The organism is Paraburkholderia solitsugae, from assembly GCF_013177695.1.
In the GTDB taxonomy this organism is placed as follows: domain Bacteria; phylum Pseudomonadota; class Gammaproteobacteria; order Burkholderiales; family Burkholderiaceae; genus Paraburkholderia; species Paraburkholderia solitsugae.
Genome location: NZ_WOEY01000089.1, coordinates 49659 through 65881, shown reverse-complemented (window position 1 = coordinate 65881; position 16223 = coordinate 49659). Strand labels below are relative to the sequence as shown.

Below are 16223 nucleotides of genomic sequence, written 5' to 3'. Positions count from 1 at the left end.
CGTTGAAAAACCGATAGTTGCGGCTTCACATAAGGAGCGGCGATGATCACAAGACGAAAGTTCGCGGGCGCGATGCTTGGCGTTTCGATAGCTGGGGTTGCGGTTGGCAGTGGCGGCGCGTTTGGGAAAGTGGTGAAGGCGGGCGCAGCAAAGCAGGGCGGTGGCGTGGCCAACAAGGCGGATGCCATCCGTCAACGGCTCGCGCAGATCGAAGCGGAAAGCGGCGGGCGGCTCGGCGTTTCGATCGTCGATACGACGTCTGGATTACATGCCGGTTTGCGGACCGACGAGCGTTTTCCGATGTGCAGCACGTTCAAACTGCTGGCGGCGGGCTTGGTGCTGACGCGCGTGGATCACGGGCAAGGGGATCTGGAGCGGCGCATCGTGTTTTCCAAAAACGATCTTGTGCCGTATTCGCCGGCGACCAGCCAGCACACCCGCGAGCGCACTGGTGACGCGGGGATGAGCGTCGCCGACTTGTGCAAGGCGGCCATTACGCTTAGCGACAACACCGCGGCTAATCTGCTGCTGGCGAGCTTCGGCGGCCCGGCCGCTTTGACCGCGTTTGCGCGCAGTATCGGCGATGGCATCACGCGTCTGGACCGCAACGAGCCGACGCTGAACGAAGCGACGCCCGGCGATCCGCGCGACACCACCACTCCCAACGCGATGCTTGGCAATCTGCGCGAGCTTCTGCTGGGCGAGCGTTTGTCGTCGTCGTCGCGTGCGCAACTGCTGGCCTGGCTCGCCGCCAATCAGACCGGCGGCGAACGGATTCGCGCGAAGCTGCCGAAGGATTGGGGCGTCGGCGATAAAACCGGCACCGGCGATCACGGCACGGCAAATGACATCGCGATTCTTTGGCCGCCGGGACGGGGGCCGATTCTCGTCACCGTCTATCTCACGGAGACGAGCGGCGATGCGGCGCGCTGCAATGCGGCGATTGCTAGCGTTGGGGCGTTGGTGGTGGCGTCGGTTTGATCGTGTGAGCACGTTCGGCACTTGAATCGATTTGCTGCGAAAACGCGCTGACTATTGAAAGAACGGCCCTCGTCCTTTGCAGACGGTCGAAAGTCGAATCGTGCGACACTAGGGCCACACCGAAGGGGGACGAACCAGGACATGGCGGCCGCAACTGAGCCGGCAACTGCGGTACGGCCTCGACTCACGCGGTGAGAAGTTGACTGTCCAAGTGACTGCTTGACACCTGCCGCCGACGTTCGTCCGGATAAGCCGTCGGCTCGTCCAACCGCGCAGTATTGGCCCTGGTTCGGAATCCCCTATGTCTGTCTATGTCCTGGCATTGCTAATCGGTGTAGTGGCCGGCCTTCGCGCGATGACCGCGCCCGCGGCCGTCAGTTGGGCGGCGCATCTGGGATGGTTGCCGCTGCAGGACACGCCACTGGCATTTCTCGGCGCTACTGTCACGCCGTACCTCTTCACGGTACTGGCGATCGTCGAACTGATTACGGATCAACTGCCGACAACGCCTAGCCGTACCGTGCCGATGCAATTCGGCGCGCGTATCGTCCTGGGTGAATTGAGTGGCGCGGCGGTCGGGGCGGCGCATGGCGGTTTGCTGGGTGGTCTGATTGCCGGAGTGGTGGGCGCGGTGATCGGCACCTTGGGCGGCGCGAAGGTGAGAGGCGCATTGGCGCGTGCGTTCGGCCGGGACTTGCCGGCCGCGCTGATCGAAGATGGGGTGGCGATCGTTGGGGCGGCGTTGATTGTGATGGCGTTGCGTTGAGTCGAGTGAACTGCGCATTTGGCAAACGATGCGCCTTCGCGTGCGATTCGTTTTGCCCAAGGGCCACGATAAATACCTGACTAGCAGCAGACGGTCGGCTATCCGTGGACTTGGGCATTTTCGTTTCTAGGCGCGCGCGATACGCGAGTCGGCGAGCTGCTTTCGCGGCGCGCGTTTTGCCTTTGGGTCCCTGATTCCTGAACCTTTCGCCCTCGAAGAGTCTTCGACGGGTATGACAGCCCTCCGTCATGGCGTAAAATTTCCGCTTCGATATGAAGCAATGCTTACCCATGCCAACGCCTGCGGACAAATCAAACTCAAAGGAAAGCGAAGGCGTTGCCGTCATCGATCGTGCTTGCGCGATTCTGTTCGCCTTCAGGCCGGACGATGCCGCGCTCACGCTCGCCGAACTGGCTGCGCGCACGGGGCTCTACAAAAGCACATTGTTGCGGCTCGCGGGCTCGCTGATCCAGCACCGCCTGCTGCTGCGTCTGGACGACGGCCGCTATCAACTCGGCTCCGCGACCTTCATGCTCGGCGCGCTGTACCAGCGCAGCCTGAACCTCGGCGATATTCTGGTGCCGCTGATGCGCGAACTCGCGGAAACGAGTGGCGAAAGCGTGTCCTTCTATGTGCGCGACGAGGCGGTGCGTGTGTGTCTGCATCGCGTGGACTCGACGCATGCGGTGCGTTTTCACGTGCGCGAAGGCGACGTGCTGCCGTTGGAAAGCGGCTCGGGCGGCCATGCGTTGCTGGCGTTCGGCGATATGCCGGGCGCGCCGTACGAGAAGATTCGCGAGGACTTCTACTGTGTGTCGATCGGCGAGCGCGATCGGGAGACGGCCGGGATCTCAATGCCGGTATTCGGTGTGCGCCAGAGTCTGCGTGGCGTGCTGACGCTCGCGGGCCCAAGCTCGCGTATCGATCAGGCGTTCCTCGAACGCAATCTCGGTGCACTGTTCGATTGCGCCGCACGTGCTACGGATGCGCTAGGCGGCGACTCGCGCGCGATGCGCAACGCGCAGCGGCGCGCGGCCGAACTTCAAGGAAAGTGACGCTCGGGCTTGCCCGTGTAGGTGTAACTCATCTGCCGCGGCATCGGGCCTTTGTTGCGCTCGTTGCGCCCGCGTTGCTCCCATGCATGCGACAGAATCCCGACCGCGCGTGACAGGCAGAACACCCCGCGTGCCAACTCCGGCGCAAAGCCGAGCTCCGCGTAGATCACGGCGGTTGCACCATCGATATTCATCGGCACGGGTTTGTTCTTGCGCTGCTTGAGCAAGGCTTCAATACCGCGCGCGATGGCGGCGTATCGGCCGTCGATACTTTTCTGTTCGACGCTCTCGTCCACGAGCGAAAGAAGCCGGATTGCCCGCGGATCGACCGGATGAAAGCGGTGCCCAAAGCCGGGCAAATACTTGCCATGTTCGGCGGTAAAAGCATCGACACCTTGCTCGACGGCTTCTTCCAAAGCAGCGCCTTTTGCCATGCGTTCGGCGATCGAATCGTACAGTTCGACCGCCTGTTGACCGGCGCCGCCATGCACGTCATCCAACGCGTTGATTGCTGAAGCCATCGCGCCGTTCAACGGCAAACCGCAACTGGTCGCCATCCGCGAGATCGCAATCGACGGCGCATGCGGACCATGATCCACCGATGCCACCAGCGCGGCCTCGAACAGACGCGCTTGGGCGGCGTCAGGCAGTTCGCCGCGCAGCATCAGCCAGATCATCTGCGGGAAACTAACGTTGCCGATCAACTCCTGAATCGGGAACCCGCGCACCTTGATCGAGCCGGGATGAATATCGATGATCGAGGTGCTCCAGTACTCGGCGGCGAGCTTGGCGGCGTCGAATGCTTGCGTCATGTTCAGATGACTCCTTCGGAGCGTAGATGGTTGATTTGCGCGTCGTCGTAACCGAGCGAGGCGAGATGCTCGCGCGTGTGAGCCGATAGAACCGGTGCGGGTGTGGTCGGCGCCGTATCCGCATCGGACAGACGAAACCCCGCACGGGTGACGCGTTGCCGCTCAGCGGTGCCGTCGGCGGCAAACTCGCGGATGAACTCGCGCGATTCCAGATGCGGATGCGCGAGGATCTCCGGCACCGACATCACGCGCCCGGCCGGCACGCCCGCTTCGAAGAATTTCGCTTCCCAGTTCGTCGCGCTGTCGCTTGCCAGTGCCGCTTCGATTTCGGCCTTCAATGCGGCGCGATTTACTTTGCGTGCGTTTCGCTCGGAGAAACGCACGTCGTCGAGCAGATCGACGCGTCCGATCAGATGACACAGGCTCGCGAACTGCTTGTTCTCGTTTGCGGCGATATTGAGCGGCCCGTCGCCCGTTTTGAAGGTACCCGAAGGCGCGGCGGTGAAGTTTTCGTTGCCCATTGGCTCGGGCGTGACACCGGCGTTCAGGTAGTTCGACACGACCCAGCCCATCGTCGCCAGTGTGGCTTCCAGCATCGAGACGTCGAGCATGCGGCCGTGTCCGCTCGCGCGAGCGTCGACCAGCGCAGCGCAGATGCCGAACGCCGCGGTGAGACCGCCCACGGTGTCCGACACCGGATAGCCGACGCGCAACGGTGCGCTGTCGGCATCGCCGGTCACGCTCATCACGCCCGAGATACCCTGAATGATCTGATCGTAGGCGGGGCGTTTCGAAAACTCGCCGTCCATGCCGAAGCCGGAGATCGCGCAATACACGAGCTTCGGATTGACCTCGCGCAGCGCGTCGAAATCGAGGCCGAGCCGCGTCATCACACCGGGCCGGAAATTTTCGACTAGCACGTCCGCGGTTTTGACGAGCTCGCGCAAAATAGCCTTGCCGCGCGAGTCTTTCAGATTGAGCGTGATGGACTGCTTGCCCGCGTTCACCGCGACGAACGAGGCCCCCATGTTGCGCATCGACGCCTCCTTGTCGGCGCCCAACCGCCGCGCAAGATCGCCGCCCTCGGGGTGCTCGACCTTGATCACGTCGGCGCCGAGCAGCGCGAGTTGATACGCGCAAAACGGCCCCGCCAATACGTTCGATAAATCCAGTACCCGCACTCCAGCCAACGGCAGCGTCATCTTTGAAGCCTCTTGTTCAATGCGAAATTTCGTCGAGATTGCGGTTGTTGGTGCGTGGCCCGAAGATGCCGATCGCGCCCATCACCATCACCATCGAGACAGTAATCAACGCGAACACGCCCGGCACCTGGAAGTGGCGCAGCGCGAAGGCAATCATGAAGCCGGAAAACATCGCGGATAGACGCGACATCGAGTAGACGAAACCGACGGCGCGCGCCCGCAAACGCGTCGGGAAAAGTTCGGTCTGGTACGCGTGATAGCCAACCGACAGCAGCGTGCCGGATAGCGTGATCAGCACGCCGAGCGTCATCAGCATCGCGGGCGAGGTTTGCGTCGCGAACAGGCTGCCGAACACAGCGATACCGAGCGCCGACAACACGATCAACGTCTTACGTTCGATGCGGTCCGCGATCGCCATGCCGATCAGCGGCCCGAACGGATTCGAGACTGCAATGACGAACGAGTACAGCAGGCTGTGCGTGATCGTCACGCCTTTGGAGATCAACAGCGTCGGCACCCATGACGCGAAACCGTAGAAGCCGATCGCCTGGAAGAAGTTGAACACGAGCATCGTGATCGCGCGTTTGCGATACGGCGGCTGCCAGATTTCGCGGAAGGCCGCTTTGGTGGTGGCCGGTTCGACGGCCGGGACAGGTGCGGGCAATGGCTTGCCGTATTGCCTGGCGACTTTCGCTTCGATCGCCTGCAGGACCTTTTCCGCTTCGGCGGCGCGGCCTTGCTGCGCGAGCCACCGCGGGCTTTCCGGCACGCGCCGGCGAATGGCCCACACCACGACCGCGCCAAGCGCGCCAATGATCACGACCCAGCGCCAGCCGTCGATGCCAAACGGTGTTTGCGGCACGAGCCACCACGCGAGCAAGGCGACCGACGGCACGGCGGTGTACTGCACCAGATGAACGAAAGCGAAGGCGCGGCCGCGTAGATGTTTCGGCACGAGTTCGCTGACGTAGGTGTCGATCGTCACCAGTTCGACGCCTACGCCAATGCCCGCGATCAAACGCCACAAGTTGATGGCCGGCGCGCTGGTTTGCAGCGCCATGATCAGCGTAGCGGCGGAGTACCAGAGTAGCGAGACGGTAAAAACGGTTTTGCGGCCATAGCGATCCGCCATGCCCGCGAAAAAGAACGTGCCGATGAAGAGTCCGGCGAACGATGCCGCCACGAAGGCGCCCAGCCCGGACACGCCGAAGAACGACGCGGTCGTTGTCGCATAGAGCCCGCTTTTGACGAGACCGGGGCCGACATAGGCCGTAAAAAACAGATCGTAGAACTCGAACCAGCCACCGATCGACAGCAGGAACACCAGCATCCATACCGTGCGCGTCGCGGGCAGACGGTCGATGCGCGCATTGACGCCGGGCGTGAGCCCCTGCGCACCGGCGCTTGAATCGGGCGACGCGCCGGGCGTGTCGATCGGCAGGCTTGCCATGGAATTCTCCTTGGAGTGTCTCTTGCTTAGGTCGTTCTGTCTAATAGAACAACGTTCTATTTAATAGATCCGGCGAGAGTAGCCCGTGTGGCGTCTGTCAGGAATTCGGGGTTTTACCTAGCCGTCAAACCGCCATTCGCTCCAGCATCTTGAGCAGGGTGTCGAATGAAAGCGGCTTGCGCACGTATTCGATAGTGGGATTCGGCTGCACGGGGATATCCGCGGCCGCGCTGCACAGGATGATCGGAATGGCGCGCAGATTGGGGTCGTCATACAGTGCGGCGCACAGTTGCAGCCCCGACATGACGGGCATCATGCAGTCCGACACGGTGATGTCGGGCCGGGTCTTGCGGATCTGTTCAAGTGCAGCCACCCCGTTGGACGCCGTCAGCACGGTATAGCCGTGCCGCTCCAGCAACAGTCGCCAGACCGTGAGGATGTCGAACTCGTCGTCCACGACCAGGATGGTTTTCATGGGCGGTTACGTACTTCGTCGCGGCGTCAATGTGACCGGCAAGTCTTGCGCTAAATACACGCCGGCTGGGCTGACAGGGCTTTCGATCTCGTCGGGACCGGAAACACCTGCTTCCACGCTGGGCAGGGAGGACGTCTGAGATTCGCGGATAGTCATTGTCGAAATGTCGTTCAAAGTACGGAAGAGCGACAGTTTGCAAATGGAATCAAGTGGACCGTGTATCGCTCAATGTAACTGTATGAGCAATTCGCGTTCCCGCTCGTGGGCGGCGTTACGCGTGTCGGCATTCGATGCAAGGGAATTTACCTGGACCCGTCCCGCTTGGCGCACAGCACGGGAGAGGGCGCCGCGTAGCGTGCGGGAAGGGCACGGGAGGTGTGGCTTACAGGTAGATATCGACAGCGTGCGGGAGCGCTTTTTTCAAACCGAAAAAAAGAAGGCTGCAGTGCGAGAGACGGGACGGACATTTCCCTCGCGCGTGTGGCGTACGGATCATGCGGTGTCTCCTAGAACGAATGACGAATGCCGACCATCACGCCGGTCTGGCCGGTGCCTGCCGTGGGTGTCGTGCCGCCGCCACCGGCGCTGACCGAGTAGCGCGCCTTTGCGCTGTTGGCGAGATACGAGCCCTGCGCATAGACGGCGGTGCGCTTCGACAGCAGATAGGTGGTGCGCAGCGTACCCATCGTGGCGCGCGTGTCGTGGTCGCTATTGGTGATGTGATAGACCTCGCCGTCGACGATGAATGCAGGCGTCACGAAGTACGAGGCGCCGACGAAGAACAGATTCGAGCGCACGTCTGCAATCGTGACGGCCGATGGCTCGACACGGCGATTGAGCCAGCCCGCGCCGATCTTTGCCTTGCCGATATTCGTATAGGCGCTGACTTGGGTGCGGATGTCTTTGTCGGCGGCATTGGTGAGTGGAATGGGCGCAACGCCGTCGAAGAAGTTCGCGGCCGCGGTACTGCCGCCACGCTGCTCTTCATACGACGCCGCCACGCCGAACAGCGGTGCGTCGTACTTCAGCATCACGGACCACTCGCGGCATTCCGTTGCATGCCCGGCTACCGAGCCGGTGCAGGTGCCTTGGCCCGGCGAGTTGCCGGTGCCGGCCGCGTCGCGGCCGAACGAATAGTTCGCGCCGAATGTCACGCCCGCATACGTGCCGAGGTAGGTCACCGAGTTATCGGCGCGGGCGTTCGGTACATAGGCGTCGAGCGAGCCCAGGCCATAGATGTCCGGGCCGATCAGGTCCGCGCCCATCAGCGCGAAGTACGTCATGGTGTACTGTCGTCCGAACGACACCGTCCCGTACGGGCTCTTGATGCCCACAAACGCCTGACGTCCGAATAGCCGCCCGCCCTGGCCGAGATCGCCGCCGCGCACGTTGAAACCGCTTTCCAGCGTGAATACCGCGCTATAGCCGCCGCCCAGGTCTTCATTGCCGCGCACGCCCCAACGCGAAGGCAGTTCGCCTGTGACGGACGGCATGCGAAAAACGCTGTTGCCCGCGGCGTTCGCGTGCGACACGTATTCGATGCCGGTGTCGGTGATGCCGTAGAGCGTCACGCTCGATTGGGCTGCTGCGGTGCCGCTGGCGGCGCACAATGCGCCGCAAAGAAGAAGGCGTGTGGATGCTTGCATGCAGGGTGTCTCCGAACCTTTGATTGAATGTGTTTGTTGTTGGGTTTTCTTGGTGTTGCCAGGTTTTGCTTGTGCGACTGGTCAGTCGTCGGCGCGCGGGCGGCGTAGCAACAGCAACGCGGCTGCGGCGGCGATCAGCGTGACGGGAATGCTCGCGCCGATGACGGTCGACGAACTGCGGCCCATCGCCAGCAATTGACCTGCTGCCAGCGGTCCGACCACCGAGCCGATACGGCCCACCGCCACAGCTGCGCCGACGCCGGTGCCGCGCATGGCAGTCGGATAAAACGCCGCCGAGAGTGCGTACAGCACCGATTGCCCGCCGATCACGAACATCCCCGCGAAGAAAGCTGAGCTAGCGAGCGCGCCGAAGCCGGGCGCCATCGAAAGCGCCGCGAGCGACGCGATGATCCCGACGTACATGCCCGCCACCACGACGCCGGAGCGCATCCGGTCCATCAACATGCCGATGCACAACGCGCCGATGCCGCCGCCGATGTTGAAGAAAATCTGCACGTAACCCACTTGCGCACGCGACAGGCCGCTTGCCGCCATCAGCGAAGGCAGCCAGTTGAGCAGGAAGTAGAGGACAATCAGCGTGCAGAAATAGCTGACCCAGATCTGCACGGTCGAGAGGCCGCGTGTGCCACCGAACAGGACCTCGCCGACCGGCGCGGGCTTCGCATGACCGTCTCGCGAGGCCTTGGTGAATGCCTTCGAATCCGCGAGAAACACGAGCAACAGCGGCACCAGCACCAATGGCCCTGCGCCGCCGACGTAGAAGATGTGCCGCCACTCGGCGTCGCCCGCACTTAGCACGCCGATCACCGAAGCGATCACGCCGCCGAACGGAATGCCGCAATACATCACGCTCACCGCTGTGCTGCGCGAGCGCGGATCGACCGCTTCCGACGACAACGCGATCAGATTCGGCAGGGCGCCGCCTAGGCCGATGCCCGTCAGCACTCGCACGATCACCAGCGTGTGAAAGTCGCTCACCACCGCGGTCGCAATCGACAACAAGCCGAACAGGCATGCGGAAATCACCAGCACGCGTTTGCGGCCGATCCGGTCGGCAAGCCGTCCGCCGAACATCGCGCCCGGCAGCAAGCCGAAGGTCCCGGCGCTGAACGCGAGCCCCATTTGCCCGACCGACAGACCGAACTCGCGTGCCATCCTGGGCGCGGCGACGCCGACCGACTGCAGATCGAGTCCCTCGAGCAACGCGACGGCAAAACACAATCCGAGTGTGGCAACGGCGCCTGTCCGGCTGGACGTCGCCGATCCGGCAAGGCTTTCTGTCGAGGGTAGTATTCCGGCTCTTTTCACGTTAGTGATCCTTATTAAAATGCGTGCTTTTCCGGTGTCGATGAAGAGCGGCAGGTGCAGAGTCGCCGCCTGGTGTGCCGGCTTGGCGCAGAAACGGTTGCGTTTGCTCAGCGCGATGCAACGCGTCTCCCCGCGCTGCATCGTGGATGGGATTTAATATCAGGTAGACTGATAATACAAGTACAAATGCTTCGGTGAAAACACCTAGCGATTTGCTGAGACGGGGAAGTTAGCCGCGCAGGTTGCGCACGAAAGTTTCGAGGTGGGTTTGTACCGCGCCGGCCGCTTCGAGTTCGATGCCATCCATCATCTGCTTCTCGATCGCCTTGACGGCCTGCTCGCATTCGCGCAGCACGGCCCGCCCTTCATCGGTCAGTTGCAGAAGAACGATGCGACCGTGCGTCGGATCCGGCTCGCGGCTAACCCAGTTCCGGCTCGCCATTGCGTTCATCACTTCATTGGCCGATTGCGGCGTGATGAAGGAGCGCTCGGCCACTTGCGCATTGGACGCCTGCCCCTTTGCATCGAGCACCGAAAGCGCGGTGAATTGCGAGAGCGTCAGGCCGAGTGGTGCGAGTGCTTCGGTCATGCGGCGCCGCAGGATGCGGTCGAGACTCCCGATCACATAGGCCAACCGCAGGTGGGGGCGACGGGTACGCGTGGCGGTGGGTTCGGCGGGCGAATCTGGATTTTTGCTCATGGTGGGCTGGAGGTCCGGTCTAGCCTGCATCTTAGCGCGCCTCACCGTTTATTCGACCGATAGGGGTTTGCACCGAGTCAGCGAAATTACGCTTTACATATCAGGTAGACTGATATCAAATGCAGTCATCAGGCCGCCGCCGCGGTCAACATTCACGGAGAAAACAGATGAATTACGAAGGTCGTTGGAAAACCGTCAAGGTCGATGTGGCAGAGGGCATCGCATGGGTCACGTTCAATCGTCCCGAGAAGCGCAACGCGATGAGCCCGACGCTGAACAAGGAAATGATCGAGGTGCTCGAGGCAGTCGAGCTGGATGCCGAAGCACAGGTTCTCGTGCTGACGGGCGAGGGCGACGCGTGGACCGCCGGCATGGACCTGAAGGAGTATTTCCGTGAAGTCGACGCCGGCCCGGAAATCCTGCAGGAAAAGATTCGCCGCGATGCATGCCGCTGGCAATGGCAGTTGCTGCGCATGTACGCGAAGCCGACTATCGCGATGGTCAACGGCTGGTGTTTTGGTGGCGGCTTCTCACCGCTGGTGGCGTGCGATCTCGCGATCGCCGCGGACGAAGCCGTGTTCGGCCTCTCCGAAATCAACTGGGGCATTCCGCCGGGCAACCTGGTGAGTAAGGCGATGGCCGATACCGTGGGGCATCGTCAGGCGCTTTACTACATCATGACCGGAGAGACGTTCACGGGTCAGGAAGCCGCGCAGATGGGCCTCGTCAACAAGAGCGTGCCACGTACCGAACTGCACGAAGCCACGCGTGTTCTCGCAGGCAAGCTGTTGCAGAAGAATCCGGTGGTGCTGCGCGCGGCCAAGCACGGCTTCAAGCGCTGCCGCGAGTTGACGTGGGATCAGAACGAAGATTACCTGTACGCCAAGCTGGATCAGGCGCAACTGCGCGATCCCGAAGGCGGCCGCGAGCAGGGGCTGAAGCAGTTCCTCGACGAGAAGGCGATCAAGCCGGGTCTGCAAACCTACAAACGCTGAGCTGTCGCACGCGCAGACGTAGATTCAGGCCGATTCACGCGCCTGAGGGTGGTGGACGGCGAGCGCGAGAAGATCGGCAAGACGAGCGACACAGCGAGGAGACAACAGACATGCACGAAGTAACATTGTTGATCGGCGGCGAGAGCCGCGGCGCATCGGACGGGAGAACCTTCGAGCGGATCAATCCCGCGAGCGGCGTGGCGGCCTCGCGTGCGGCCGCCGCCACGTTGGCCGATGCGGACGCGGCGGTCGTCGCCGCGGCGCGCGCGTTCCCGGCATGGTCCGCATTGGCGCCGACAGAACGTCGCAAACGTCTATTGGCCGCAGCCGATCTCATGGATGCCCGCACCGCGCAGTTCATCGAAACCGGCGTCGCCGAAACGGGCGCCATGCCGAACTGGTACGGCTTCAATGTGATGCTGGCCGCCAACATGTTGCGCGAAGCCGCTGCGATGACCACGCAGATCGACGGCGACGTGATTCCGTCGGACGTGCCGGGCAGTCTCGCGATGGCCGTGCGCCAGCCGTGCGGTGTGGTGCTCGGCATGGCGCCGTGGAATGCACCGGTGATTCTCGGCACACGGGCAATCGCTATGCCGCTCGCTTGCGGCAACACGGTCGTGCTCAAGGCATCGGAAGGCTGTCCGGGGGTGCACCGGCTGATCGGCAGCGTGTTGCAGGAAGCCGGCCTCGGCGACGGCGTGGTGAACGTCATCACGCATTCGGCCGACGATGCGCCAGACATTGTCGAGCGCCTGATCGCTCATCCGGCGGTGCGGCGGGTCAATTTCACCGGCTCGACGCGGGTTGGACGCATCGTCGCGCAACATGCCGCGCAGCATCTGAAACCGGCCTTGCTCGAACTCGGCGGCAAGGCGCCCGTGGTGGTGCTCGACGACGCCGACCTGGATGCGGCGGTGGACGGCATCGCGTTCGGCGCATTCTTCAACCAGGGGCAGATTTGCATGTCGACGGAGCGGCTGATCGTCGACCGCAAGATCGCCGATGCGCTGGTGGAGAAGCTCGCGGCCAAAGCGCGAACCCTGAAGGCGGGCGATCCCGCTGCGGCCGATTCAGTGCTCGGCGTGCTCGAAAGCGTGGCGGCCGCACGGCGCATCAAAGCGCTTGTTGAAGACGCGCATGAGAAGGGCGCGAAGCTGCCGGTCGGCTGCTCGGTTGAAGGCGCCGTGATGCAACCGGTGATTGTCGACGGCGTGACGCGCGACATGTTGCTCTATGCCGAGGAATCCTTCGGCCCGGTGGTGACGGTGCAGCGTGTGGACAGTGACGAGGAAGCGATTCAGGTTGCCAACGATAGCGAATACGGTCTCTCCGCGGCGGTGTTCAGCCGCGATATATCGCGCGCGTTGCATGTGGCGAAACGGATCGAATCGGGTATCTGCCATATCAACGGGCCGACCGTGCACGACGAAGCACAGATGCCGTTCGGCGGCGTGAAGAAGAGCGGCTATGGGCGCTTTGGCAGCAAGGCGTCGATCGCCGAGTTCACGGACCTGCGCTGGATCACGATTCAAACCGGCCCGCGTCACTATCCGATTTGATTGTCCGCGGTCGATGAGCCGCGTCGAAGCATCGAAAGAAGGTCGCTCCGCCGCAGAGGGCGGAGCGGACTTTCCAGGGAGACAGGCGTTGCATTCCGAGCCGAGACAACCGAACACCCCCGTCGCGCACGACAACGCGCCGACGCATTACCGCGCGACGACGATCGGCGCGTCATCGTTGCACGCGCAACGACACGGCGACACGTGGTATTTGCGCGCTGCCGAGCCGCTCGGCGAACACCCGCAACGTTTGACAGACCGGCTCGGGAGCGGCGCGCGCGAACATCCGGAGCGCTGGCTGGCGGCGCGACGCGGCAGCGACGGTCAATGGATCGGCCTGAGCTACGCGAAAGCGCTGCAAAGTGCTCGCGCGATTGGGCAAGCGCTGCTGGCGCGCGATCTTTCCGTTGAGCGTCCGGTCGTGATTCTTTCGGGCAACGATCTCGAGCATCTGCAACTGGCACTCGGCGCGATGTGGGCCGGCATTCCGTATGCGGCGATTTCCCCGGCGTATGCGCTCGCTTCCGGCGACTTCGGCAAGCTGCGCCACACGATCGATCTGTTGACGCCGGGCCTGGTCTTCGCAAGCGGCTACGACACCTTTGCCAGGGCGATCGATGCAGTGGTGCCGATCGACGTCGAAGTCGTCGCTGCAACTGGGCCCAAAGAGCCGCAGGCGGCGCGCAGCGTGACTTTGTTCAGCGACCTGCTGAATACAATGCCCGGCACGGTTGATTCCGTTCAGGCGGCGGTGAGCCCGGACGCCATCGCCAAGTTTCTGTTCACGTCAGGCTCGACCAAACTGCCCAAGGCCGTGCCGACCACGCACCGCATGCTGTGCAGCAACCAGCAGATGCTGCTTGAAACGTTTCCTGAGTTCGCGAGCGTGCCGCCGGTGCTGGTCGACTGGTTGCCGTGGAATCACACCTTCGGCGGCAGCCATAACGCGGGCATCGCGCTCTACAACGGCGGCACGCTTTATATCGACGACGGCAAACCGGTCAACGGAAAGTTCGAGGAAACGCTGCGCAATCTGCGTGAAATCGCGCCGACGATCTACTTTAACGTGCCGAAGGGCTGGGAAGAACTGGCCATCGCGCTGGAGCAGGACGCGCAATTGCGCGAGACGTTTTTCTCGCGCGTGAAGGTGTATTTCTTCGCGGGGGCGGGGCTCTCGCAAGCGGCGTGGGACCGGCTCGAACGCGTCACCGAGCAATATTGCGGCGAGCGCATTCGCATCATGGCCGGACTCGGCATGACCGAGACCTCGCCGTCCTGCCTGTTCACCACGGGTTCGATCATGCGCGCTGGCTATGTCGGCTCGCCGGCGCCTGGCTGCGAGGTCAAACTTGCACCGGTCGGCGACAAACTCGAAGCGCGCTATCGCGGACCGCATGTGATGGCCGGTTATTGGCGCGCGAATTCCGCGGAGCTGAACGGTGTCTTCGACGAAGAAGGTTACTTTTGCAGCGGCGACGCGTTGCGCTTTGTCGATGTCGAACGGCCGGAGCTCGGACTGCTGTTCGACGGGCGCATCGCCGAGGACTTCAAGCTGAGTTCGGGCACCTTCGTCAGCGTCGGCCCGATGCGGGCTCGCGTGATTTCCGAAGGCGCGCCGTATGTGCAGGACGTGGTCGTTACCGGGATGAATTGCGACGACGTGGGTTTGCTGGTGTTTCCGCGGCTCGACGATTGCCGGCGACTGGCTGGTTTGCCTTTGTCGGCAAGCGCGCGTGAGGTCGTCGAAGCAGCCGTCGTGCGGGCGCATTTTGCGGCTTTTTTGGCGACGCTCAATCGCAGCGCGACCGGCGGCGCGACCACGATCGCACGTATCCGGCTGATGGACGCTGCCCCTTCGCTCGATCTCGGCGAGATCACCGACAAAGGATCGATCAATCAGCGCGCGGTATTGACGCATCGGGCGGCGCTCGTCGAAGCGATGTACGACGCGGCGCGGCGCGACCCCGCCGTGATTTACGCGGCCGCTGATGGCGCGACGTAAGGCACGCATCGCTCGCTGGCTCCGGGTCCCTCGTCGCACGGCAAAGGCGCTTCGCCGTATACAATTCGGCAGCGCCTGAATTTTGCCCAATACTGACCTGATCCTATCCATGCCGAATCCGACCCGGGCCTTTCTTCTCGGCCCGCTCCTGAAAGGCGTTTCACGCTCCTTCTATCTCACCCTGCGCGTGCTGCCCGTCGGGATGCGCGATCCGATCGGACTCGCGTACCTGCTCGCGCGCGCGGCCGATACGATTGCGGACACCTCCCTGATCTCGCCCGAGCAACGCCTCGCCATGCTGCTGTCGCTGCGCGGCCAGGTCAACGGCGCCCCGGACGACGGCGCGCTGTTCCAGCGCATGGCTGCCGAAGTGGCGGGCCAACAGGTCCAGTCCGATGAAAAAGTCCTGCTGGAATCGCTCGGCCCCGCGCTCGAGGTGCTGTCACAACTCAGCGAGTCCGACCGCAAAGCCGTACGCGAGATCGTGTCGACGCTGACCGAGGGCATGGAGTTCGACCTTCGCACGTTCCCCGACGAACGTTCCGGCGAGATTGCCGCGCTGCGCGAGTACGAGGAACTCGATCGCTATACCTACCTGGTGGCGGGCTGCGTCGGCGATTTCTGGACCACCATGACTTATGCGCACATGCCTGGCACGCTGAAAGAGCGGCCCGAGATCATGGCGCGCCGGGGCGTGCGTTTCGGCAAAGCGCTGCAGATGACCAACGTGCTGCGCGATTGCGGCAAGGATTTGCGCATCGGCCGGTGTTACCTTCCGCAGACGATGCTCGATCAACATGCGCTGAGCGCGCAAGATCTCTTGCAGCCGGCGAATTCTGTTCGCGCCCGGCCGCTGATGATCGAACTCGTGCGCAAGACGCTGGATCACTTCCGGGAGGCCTTGGACTACACGCTGGCGATTCCCGCGCTGTCGGTGCGCTTGCGTCTCGCCTGTTTGTGGCCAATCCTGATCGGCCTCGATACGCTGCTGTTGCTGGTGGATAGCGATGCCTGGCTCGACCCGGCCAAGGTCTCCAAGGTCCGGCGCAATCAGGTGTATCAGATCATCGCGTCATCCTTGCTGCTGGTGCCTTCGAATGGCCTGGTGCGCAAGTCGGTTGAAACGCGGATCAAGCAGATTGAAGCTCGGTTCTGAGCGTCCGTTCCGCTGTATGGATAGTTGGTTATCCGATGTAATGGAAAGGACGAATGGGCCGAAGGCGCGCAACGTATGCTGAAGACCGTGCG

Annotated in this window: 14 protein-coding genes; 7 read left to right on the top strand and 7 right to left on the bottom strand. The window is 62.8% G+C overall.

Features of this window, described 5'->3' with window-relative positions; all coding sequences use genetic code 11:
• Positions 1-42: 42 nt before the first annotated feature.
• The 3 genes from bla (at position 43) to GNZ12_RS22700 (ending at position 2802) form a co-directional block, all read left to right on the top strand.
• Positions 43-981 (top strand): class A beta-lactamase, encoded by a 939-nt coding sequence (bla, locus tag GNZ12_RS22710; RefSeq protein WP_172313858.1) that lies wholly within the window; start codon positions 43-45, stop codon positions 979-981.
• Between the two features lie 301 nt (positions 982-1282).
• Positions 1283-1747: a DUF4126 family protein gene (locus tag GNZ12_RS22705; RefSeq protein ID WP_172313856.1), complete on the top strand. Its 465-nt coding sequence runs from the start codon at positions 1283-1285 to the stop codon at positions 1745-1747.
• A 290-nt stretch (positions 1748-2037) separates the two neighbouring features.
• A complete protein-coding gene (locus GNZ12_RS22700) occupies positions 2038-2802 on the top strand; it encodes an IclR family transcriptional regulator (RefSeq protein ID WP_172313854.1) in 765 nt (254 codons plus the stop codon).
• Here GNZ12_RS22700 and GNZ12_RS22695 read toward each other — a convergent pair.
• The 7 genes from GNZ12_RS22695 to GNZ12_RS22665 form a co-directional block, all read right to left on the bottom strand.
• Entirely contained in the window at positions 2790-3614 is an 825-nt protein-coding gene (locus GNZ12_RS22695) for a citryl-CoA lyase (RefSeq protein WP_172313852.1), read from the bottom strand. The genes GNZ12_RS22700 and GNZ12_RS22695 overlap by 13 nt on opposite strands.
• Positions 3615-3616: 2 nt before the next feature.
• A complete protein-coding gene (locus GNZ12_RS22690; RefSeq protein ID WP_172313850.1) occupies positions 3617-4816 on the bottom strand; it encodes a CaiB/BaiF CoA transferase family protein in 1200 nt (399 codons plus the stop codon).
• Positions 4817-4832: 16 nt separating this feature from the next.
• Positions 4833-6266: an MFS transporter gene (locus tag GNZ12_RS22685; protein WP_172313848.1), complete on the bottom strand. Its 1434-nt coding sequence runs from the start codon at positions 6264-6266 to the stop codon at positions 4833-4835.
• 124 nt (positions 6267-6390) lie between these two features.
• The gene (locus tag GNZ12_RS22680) at positions 6391-6741 is read right to left on the bottom strand and encodes a response regulator (RefSeq protein WP_172313846.1); all 351 of its coding nucleotides are present in this window, start codon (positions 6739-6741) and stop codon (positions 6391-6393) included.
• 506 nt (positions 6742-7247) lie between these two features.
• A complete protein-coding gene (locus GNZ12_RS22675) occupies positions 7248-8387 on the bottom strand; it encodes a porin (protein ID WP_172313844.1) in 1140 nt (379 codons plus the stop codon).
• A gap of 81 nt (positions 8388-8468) precedes the next feature.
• Positions 8469-9701 carry a 3-(3-hydroxy-phenyl)propionate transporter MhpT gene (gene mhpT, locus GNZ12_RS22670; RefSeq protein WP_407947723.1) on the bottom strand — a complete coding sequence of 411 codons (1233 nt, stop codon included), beginning with the start codon at positions 9699-9701 and terminating at the stop codon, positions 8469-8471.
• Positions 9702-9945: 244 nt separating this feature from the next.
• Entirely contained in the window at positions 9946-10416 is a 471-nt protein-coding gene (locus GNZ12_RS22665; RefSeq protein WP_235993846.1) for a MarR family winged helix-turn-helix transcriptional regulator, read from the bottom strand.
• A gap of 167 nt (positions 10417-10583) precedes the next feature.
• Between GNZ12_RS22665 and GNZ12_RS22660 the strand changes: the two genes are divergently transcribed.
• The 4 genes from GNZ12_RS22660 (at position 10584) to GNZ12_RS22645 (ending at position 16131) form a co-directional block, all read left to right on the top strand.
• Complete coding sequence (locus tag GNZ12_RS22660; protein ID WP_172313838.1) at positions 10584-11411, top strand: p-hydroxycinnamoyl CoA hydratase/lyase; 828 nt, start codon at positions 10584-10586, stop codon at positions 11409-11411.
• Between the two features lie 110 nt (positions 11412-11521).
• Positions 11522-12973 carry an aldehyde dehydrogenase gene (locus GNZ12_RS22655; protein ID WP_172313836.1) on the top strand — a complete coding sequence of 484 codons (1452 nt, stop codon included), beginning with the start codon at positions 11522-11524 and terminating at the stop codon, positions 12971-12973.
• 88 nt (positions 12974-13061) lie between these two features.
• Positions 13062-14975: a feruloyl-CoA synthase gene (locus GNZ12_RS22650; protein WP_172313834.1), complete on the top strand. Its 1914-nt coding sequence runs from the start codon at positions 13062-13064 to the stop codon at positions 14973-14975.
• 109 nt (positions 14976-15084) lie between these two features.
• Positions 15085-16131, top strand: coding sequence for a phytoene/squalene synthase family protein (locus GNZ12_RS22645; protein WP_172313832.1), 1047 nt, complete (start codon positions 15085-15087; stop codon positions 16129-16131).
• The last annotated feature ends 92 nt before the right edge of the window (positions 16132-16223 follow it).

Coding starts and splice junctions, on each gene's coding strand:
- bla (WP_172313858.1), top strand. CDS start 43: ATGATCACAAGACGAAAGTTCGCGGGCGCGATGCTTGGCGTTTCGATA.
- GNZ12_RS22705 (WP_172313856.1), top strand. CDS start 1,283: ATGTCTGTCTATGTCCTGGCATTGCTAATCGGTGTAGTGGCCGGCCTT.
- GNZ12_RS22700 (WP_172313854.1), top strand. CDS start 2,038: ATGCCAACGCCTGCGGACAAATCAAACTCAAAGGAAAGCGAAGGCGTT.
- GNZ12_RS22695 (WP_172313852.1), bottom strand. CDS start 3,614: ATGACGCAAGCATTCGACGCCGCCAAGCTCGCCGCCGAGTACTGGAGC.
- GNZ12_RS22690 (WP_172313850.1), bottom strand. CDS start 4,816: ATGACGCTGCCGTTGGCTGGAGTGCGGGTACTGGATTTATCGAACGTA.
- GNZ12_RS22685 (WP_172313848.1), bottom strand. CDS start 6,266: ATGGCAAGCCTGCCGATCGACACGCCCGGCGCGTCGCCCGATTCAAGC.
- GNZ12_RS22680 (WP_172313846.1), bottom strand. CDS start 6,741: ATGAAAACCATCCTGGTCGTGGACGACGAGTTCGACATCCTCACGGTC.
- GNZ12_RS22675 (WP_172313844.1), bottom strand. CDS start 8,387: ATGCAAGCATCCACACGCCTTCTTCTTTGCGGCGCATTGTGCGCCGCC.
- GNZ12_RS22665 (WP_235993846.1), bottom strand. CDS start 10,416: ATGAGCAAAAATCCAGATTCGCCCGCCGAACCCACCGCCACGCGTACC.
- GNZ12_RS22660 (WP_172313838.1), top strand. CDS start 10,584: ATGAATTACGAAGGTCGTTGGAAAACCGTCAAGGTCGATGTGGCAGAG.
- GNZ12_RS22655 (WP_172313836.1), top strand. CDS start 11,522: ATGCACGAAGTAACATTGTTGATCGGCGGCGAGAGCCGCGGCGCATCG.
- GNZ12_RS22645 (WP_172313832.1), top strand. CDS start 15,085: ATGCCGAATCCGACCCGGGCCTTTCTTCTCGGCCCGCTCCTGAAAGGC.